This window comes from Bradyrhizobium cajani, from assembly GCF_009759665.1.
Classification (GTDB): domain Bacteria; phylum Pseudomonadota; class Alphaproteobacteria; order Rhizobiales; family Xanthobacteraceae; genus Bradyrhizobium; species Bradyrhizobium cajani.
In genome coordinates this window covers 111,196-117,228 of sequence record NZ_WQNE01000029.1, presented here as the reverse complement: position 1 = coordinate 117,228, position 6,033 = coordinate 111,196, and the positions used below count along the sequence as shown (strand labels likewise).

The following is a 6,033-nucleotide window of genomic DNA, read 5'->3' as shown; positions in this document are numbered from 1 at the left end:
GGCGAGACCGCCTCCGCCATCCGCAGCGACCGCGCGATTTGTGCAGCATCACCGCACGGCGTGCATCTCCAGAAACGCCTTCACGCCGGTCACGGCGCCGGTATCGGACGGCACGTAGCCGGGCAGGGTGGCGATGGCGGCGCGGAAATCGGCGCTGCGGATGATCTCGAGGATGCGCTGCATCGGCTTGGTGTCCAGGAAGGCGCGCTTGCAGACGAAGAAATAATCCTCGGTCAGGATGCGGATGAAATCGAGGTTGAAATACCGGGCCGCGGCCTCGACGCCGAAGCTCGCATCCGCCATGCCGCTCGCGACATAGGCCGCGACCGCGGCGTGGGTGAATTCGATCTGCTGCGCGCCGTTGATGCGGCTCTCGTCGATGTCGTTGGCGGCGAGCAGCTGGTCGAACAACAGGCGCGTACCGGAATCATGGTCGCGATTGACGAAGCGGACTTTTGGCCCGGTGAGATCGGCGAGCGAAGCGATGCGCAAGGGATTACCGCGCGCGACCATCAGGCCCATCTCGCGCGTGACGAAACTGATGATGCGGTCCTCGCGCGGATCGAGCCATTCGCGCGCCGCCTTGATGCCTTGTGCCCGCAGCGCGCCGTGCGGCAGATGCAGGCCGGAAAGGTCGCAGGCGCCCTGCGCCAGCGAGACCAGCGAATGCTGGTTGCTGACATAGCGCAGGTCGACGCCCATACCGGGTTCGCGATCGAGGAATTCGCGCAGTTTTGCGACGGCAAAGCCGTGGCTGGCATGGACGCGGATCACCGAGGGACGCTGTTCGAGGAACGGCTTGATCTCGCTCGCCAGCTCCTGCGCGAGGTTCTCGAGCTGGGGCCCGAGCCGTGCCTGCATGCGCTCGCCGGCCCACACCAGCCGCTCGCCGAACGGCGTGAGCTTCGAGCCCTTGCCGCGCTGGGTCTCGACCAGCGGCGTGCCGAAGAACTCCGACCATTGCTCGATCAGATTCCAGACATGCCGGTAGGACAGGTGCGCATCGCTCGCCGCACTCGTGATCTTTCCGGTCTTCCGGATTTCGTTGAGCACGCCGAGCATGATGACGGCGGTACGCGGGCTGCCCTCGCGGCGAAATCGCCAGACGGCCTCGATCTCGATCTGAAGCATCGGCTTTTCCTTATGAACTACGCTTCATATGTAGGCCACCCATTTGCACACCATATCATATTTACTCCGGCCAATAGACGCCTAGTCTGGCATGCCAGAACTGGAGGAAATATGATGTCTGTTGCATATGACTTCGCCCATTCGCCGGCCACCGCGTTCATGGCCCGGCCGCAGCATCTGCTCATCGATGGCCGCCGCGTCCCCGCGAGCTCCGGCCGCACCTTCAAATCCCTCAATCCCGCGACCGGGCAGGTGATCGCCACCATCGCCGAAGGTGGCGAAGCCGATGTCGAGCACGCCGTGGCGGCGGCGCGGCGGGCGTTCGAGGGCCCTTGGCGGACCATGCGCGCCTCCGAGCGCGGCCAGATCCTGCTGCGCTGGGCCGACCTGCTCAAGGCGCACGCCGAAGAAATCATCGAGCTCGAATCGATCGATGCCGGCAAGCCGATCGCGGCGACGATGCGCCAGGATTTTCCAGCTGCCGTCGACACGCTGGTCTACTACGCCGGCTGGGCCGACAAGATCAGCGGCGATGTCGTGCCGGTGCGCGACGATGCCCTGACCTACACCGTGCGCGAGCCCGTCGGCGTGGTCGCAGCGATTGTGCCGTGGAATTTCCCGCTGATGATCGGGATGTGGAAGCTGGCGCCGGCGCTGGCCTGCGGCTGCACGCTGGTGATGAAGCCGGCCGAACTGACCTCGCTGTCGGCGTTGCGCATCGCCGAGCTGGCGCTCGAGGCCGGCCTGCCGGCGGGCGTCTTCAACGTCGTCACCGGTCCGGGCCGCGTCGTCGGCGACGCGCTCGTCAATCACCCCGATGTCGACAAGGTCACCTTCACCGGCTCGCCTGGCGTAGGGCGCGGAATCATGAAGGGCGCGGCCGGCAACTTCAAGCGCGTCTCGCTCGAACTCGGCGGCAAGTCGGCCAACGTCATTTTCGACGATGCCGATCTCGAGGCGGCTTCGAAAGCTGCGGCCTCCGGCATCTTCTTCAACGCCGGCCAGGTCTGCTCGGCCGGCTCCCGCGTGCTGGTGCAGGAGAAGGCCTATGACGAAGTGGTCGAGCGTCTCGCGGCGCGCGCAAAGTCGCTCAGGATCGGCGATCCGCTCGACCGCAGGACGGCGCTCGGGCCCGTCATCTCCGAGAAGCAGATGAAGTCGATCCTCGACTATGTCGAGATCGGCCGGAACGAGGGCGCGAGCCTCGTCACCGGCGGCGAACGTATTGGCGAGCGCGGCTATTTCATCAGCCCTGCCGTGTTCGCGGGCGTGGCGCATGAGATGCGGATCTCGCAGGAGGAGATCTTTGGCCCGGTCGTCAGCGTCATCAAGTTCAGGGACGAGGCCGATGCGCTCAGGATCGCCAACGGCACCGCCTACAGCCTCGCCGCCGGCGTCTGGAGCCGCGACATCGGCAAGCTTCAGCGTTTTGCCAAGCGGGCCCGCGCAGGAACGGTGTGGATGAACACCTACGGCTACACCGATGTGCGCCTGCCCTGGGGCGGCGAGCGCGACTCCGGCCTCGGCCGCGAGCACGGCACCGCCGCGATCGACAATTTCACCGAGCCGAAAGCGGTGTGGATGAACCTGGCCGTCTGAGAACCTCCCGAGCGGCCAAGCCTGGGGCCCGCCTGATCGCAGGAGCAGGCGGGCTCCCTTTTTTCGAGCTCGATAAAATTGTCTGCAATCCGCTCAGTGGCGGCAAACTCTGCGGATAAGAAGCATGTTGCCTTAAACCTCGGCTTTGGAACCGGCGTGCATCCTTCCCGAAAAGGTTGGGGCAACCGCATGTCTGTTCTGAGAGAGGTCGTGATCGCGGTCGCGGGCGTCTACGCGCTCCTGTGCGTCTGCGACACCTTGTTCGGCGTCGGCGAGACGCGTTTCGACGACGTCTATTACAGCGCCAGCTTCTATGCGCCACGGCCGAAGGAATTTCGGTTCGCAAGCGATACGCCGCCGGCGACGCGCGTCAGCGACGCTTTTGCACAGTTCGCTCCGGGCGAGAGCAAGCCGAACAAGCGCTACTCGTCGCTGACGACGATCATTCGCTAACGCTTCATTCGCCCTGGATCCATTCCGCGACGCCGCGCCACAGTGTGTCGCGGTGCTCGGGGCGGAAGAAGCCGAAATGCCCGATGGCCTTGGCGCCGACGTCGGACGGTTTCACCGTCAGCACCTCCGGCTTGATCGCGGTGAAACCGCCGGTGAGCAACTCGACCGCCGGCCGCGTCGCCCAGGGATCGTCGGAGAAGCACAGTGCCCGCAGCTCGCCCTTGAAGTTGGCGAAGTTCTCCAGCGCCGGCAGCTTTGAATCGAAGAGATAGCGGGGACTGGAGACCCAGTCGGCCCATTGCAGGAAGACGCCCTTGGGCAGGTCCTCGCCGATGCCGGCCCACCCCGGCGCGTAGCCGAGCGCGTGGGCGAGCGGCACGCCGACGAAATTCATGAAGGCGAAGACGCGGTATTTTTCCGGCGACGTCATCAGCCGCCAGGTCGCCGCCTGCGAGGCCACGAACGCGGCGCGCGAGATCTCGCTGTTGTTCGCGATCAGCCCGAGCGCCTGGCCGCCGAAGGAATGGCCGACATAGGCAAGCGGCAGGGTGTGGTAGCGCTCGCGCATCCAGCTGACCGCCGCGGTGACGTCGAGCGCGGCCCAGTCCGACATCGAGGCCTTGAAGCCGACCAGCGATTTCGGCTGGTTGTAACCGACCATCGCCGGCAGCCGGGAGTCCCCGATGCCGCGATAGTCGTAGGTGAGCACCGCGCAGCCGCGATGGGCGAGATAGGAGGCAAAGCCGCGATAGATCTTTCGCGGGACGGCGGTCGCCGAGTTGATCAGCACGGCATGCCGCTTGGCGCCGCGCGGCAGGAACAGGGTGCCGGTCAGCACATACCCATCGGTCGCCGGGAAGCTGATCTCGTCGATGAAAACGTCGTCGCGCGCCGCGTCCATGGGCAGCCGGAGTCCCGCCAGTTTCTTTGCAACTTCCCAGCAAATGCGAATTTGGCTTTTCCCGCAAGGGTTTGCAGTGCGAAATGGATTTACAACTGGCGGGGCGGGGCCAGCCTGTGTATAAGGCGGCCCTCGCAACCCACAGATCAGGTTGTACTTTTCGCTTCACGGAGAGATTGCGATGTCCGAGCGGTGGACGCCCGAGTCCTGGCGCAGCAAGCCGGTGCTACAGGTGCCCGATTATCCCAACGCCAAAGCCCTGGCCGACGTCGAGGCGCAGCTTGCGACCTTTCCGCCGCTGGTGTTTGCGGGCGAGGCGCGCAATCTGAAGAAGGCCCTGGGCCGCGTTGCGGCCGGCGAGGCGTTCCTGCTCCAGGGCGGCGACTGCGCCGAGAGCTTTGCCGAGCACGGCGCCAACAACATCCGCGACTTCTTCCGCGTGCTGCTCCAGATGGCGGTGGTGCTGACCTATGCCGGCGCCGTCCCCGTGGTGAAGGTCGGCCGCATCGCCGGCCAGTTCGCAAAGCCGCGGTCCTCGCCGACCGAGAAGGTGAATGGCGTCGAGCTGCCGAGCTATCGCGGCGACATCGTCAACGACATCGCCTTCACCAAGGAAGCGCGCATGCCGGATCCGCAGCGCCAGCTGATGGCCTACCGCCAGTCGGCCGCGACGCTGAACCTGCTTCGCGCGTTTGCGACCGGCGGCTTCGCCAATCTCGGCAGCGTGCATCAGTGGATGCTCGGCTTCCTCAAGGATTCCCCGCAGTCCCGCCGCTACAAGGAGCTGGCCGACCGCATCTCGGATGCGCTCAATTTCATGCGCGCCTGCGGCCTCGATCTCGAAAGCCACCCCGAGCTGCGCGCCACCGATTTCTACACCAGCCACGAGGCGCTGCTGCTCGGCTATGAGCAGGCCATGACCCGCGTCGATTCCACCACCGGCGACTGGTACGCGACGAGCGGCCACATGATCTGGATCGGCGACCGCACCCGCCAGCTCGATCACGGCCATGTCGAATATTTCCGCGGCATCAAGAACCCGATCGGATTGAAGTGCGGCCCGTCGCTGAAGGCCGACGAGCTGCTCAAGCTGATAGACGTGCTCAATCCCGACAACGAGCCGGGCCGGCTGACGCTGATCGGCCGCTTCGGCTCCGACAAGGTCGGCGAGCACCTGCCGAACATGATCCGCGCCGTGCAGCGCGAGGGCAGGGTGGTGGTCTGGTCGTGCGATCCCATGCACGGCAACACCATCACCTCCACGTCGGGCTACAAAACCCGGCCGTTCGACCGCATCCTCTCGGAGGTGAAGTCGTTCTTCGCGATCCACGCGGCCGAAGGCACCCATGCCGGCGGCGTGCATCTGGAGATGACCGGCCAGGACGTCACCGAATGCCTCGGCGGCGCCCGCGCCATCACGGACGAGGATCTCAACGACCGCTACCACACGGTCTGCGATCCCCGCCTCAATGCCGAGCAGTCCATCGACATGGCTTTCCTGGTTGCGGAGCTGCTCAAGCAGGAACGCGCCGGCAAGGCCAAGCCGATGCCGGCCGCAGCGGGGCTCTAAGACCTTGCTGCGGATCTGGAAGGCCACGATCAATTCCCGCAACGGTCTGGCCTTTGCGTTCCGCTCGGAGCAGGCCGTCCGCGAGGAGATCTTTGCGCTCCTTGTGTCGCTGCCGGTCGCCTGGTTCATTGGCGCGACCGCGATGCGGGCGGTCGAGCTGGTCTGCGCGGTCGCGTTCGTGCTGGTCGTCGAGCTGCTCAACACCGCGATCGAGAAGCTTGCCGACCGCCTGACCATGGACCACGACAAGCAGATCGGCCGGGTCAAGGACATGGGCTCGGCCGCGGTCGGCGTTGCGCTGCTGATGGCCGGCGCGTTCTGGATCTTTGCCATCGTCGAGCGGCTGGGTTTCGTCTAGCCAAAGGGATCGGACAGCGGG

6 protein-coding genes are annotated in these 6,033 nt (G+C 65.5%); 4 read left to right on the top strand and 2 right to left on the bottom strand.

What is annotated here, in order from left to right; translation table 11 throughout:
* Positions 1-48: 48 nt before the first annotated feature.
* The gene (locus GPL20_RS28790; protein WP_157334006.1) at positions 49-1,131 is read right to left on the bottom strand and encodes a substrate-binding domain-containing protein; all 1,083 of its coding nucleotides are present in this window, start codon (positions 1,129-1,131) and stop codon (positions 49-51) included.
* Between the two features lie 114 nt (positions 1,132-1,245).
* Here GPL20_RS28790 and GPL20_RS28785 point away from each other — a divergent pair, with 114 nt between their 5' ends.
* Both GPL20_RS28785 and GPL20_RS28780 read left to right on the top strand, forming a co-directional pair.
* A complete protein-coding gene (locus GPL20_RS28785; RefSeq protein ID WP_167533269.1) occupies positions 1,246-2,730 on the top strand; it encodes an aldehyde dehydrogenase family protein in 1,485 nt (494 codons plus the stop codon).
* Between the two features lie 189 nt (positions 2,731-2,919).
* Complete coding sequence (locus GPL20_RS28780) at positions 2,920-3,183, top strand: hypothetical protein (protein WP_157334002.1); 264 nt, start codon at positions 2,920-2,922, stop codon at positions 3,181-3,183.
* Between the two features lie 4 nt (positions 3,184-3,187).
* On the opposite strand, the gene GPL20_RS28775 is transcribed toward GPL20_RS28780, so the two are convergent.
* A complete protein-coding gene (locus tag GPL20_RS28775) occupies positions 3,188-4,084 on the bottom strand; it encodes an alpha/beta hydrolase family protein (RefSeq protein WP_157334001.1) in 897 nt (298 codons plus the stop codon).
* Positions 4,085-4,265: 181 nt separating this feature from the next.
* Here GPL20_RS28775 and GPL20_RS28770 point away from each other — a divergent pair, with 181 nt between their 5' ends.
* Positions 4,266-5,654: a class II 3-deoxy-7-phosphoheptulonate synthase gene (locus GPL20_RS28770; RefSeq protein WP_157333999.1), complete on the top strand. Its 1,389-nt coding sequence runs from the start codon at positions 4,266-4,268 to the stop codon at positions 5,652-5,654.
* Between the two features lie 4 nt (positions 5,655-5,658).
* Complete coding sequence (locus GPL20_RS28765) at positions 5,659-6,012, top strand: diacylglycerol kinase (RefSeq protein ID WP_157333997.1); 354 nt, start codon at positions 5,659-5,661, stop codon at positions 6,010-6,012.
* Positions 6,013-6,033 lie beyond the last annotated feature (21 nt).

What these genes read in the sequence shown, in the direction of transcription:
- GPL20_RS28790 (WP_157334006.1), bottom strand. Translation starts at nt 1,131, where the DNA reads ATGCTTCAGATCGAGATCGAGGCCGTCTGGCGATTTCGCCGCGAGGGC.
- GPL20_RS28785 (WP_167533269.1), top strand. Translation starts at nt 1,246, where the DNA reads ATGTCTGTTGCATATGACTTCGCCCATTCGCCGGCCACCGCGTTCATG.
- GPL20_RS28780 (WP_157334002.1), top strand. Translation starts at nt 2,920, where the DNA reads ATGTCTGTTCTGAGAGAGGTCGTGATCGCGGTCGCGGGCGTCTACGCG.
- GPL20_RS28770 (WP_157333999.1), top strand. Translation starts at nt 4,266, where the DNA reads ATGTCCGAGCGGTGGACGCCCGAGTCCTGGCGCAGCAAGCCGGTGCTA.
- GPL20_RS28775 (WP_157334001.1), bottom strand. Translation starts at nt 4,084, where the DNA reads ATGGACGCGGCGCGCGACGACGTTTTCATCGACGAGATCAGCTTCCCG.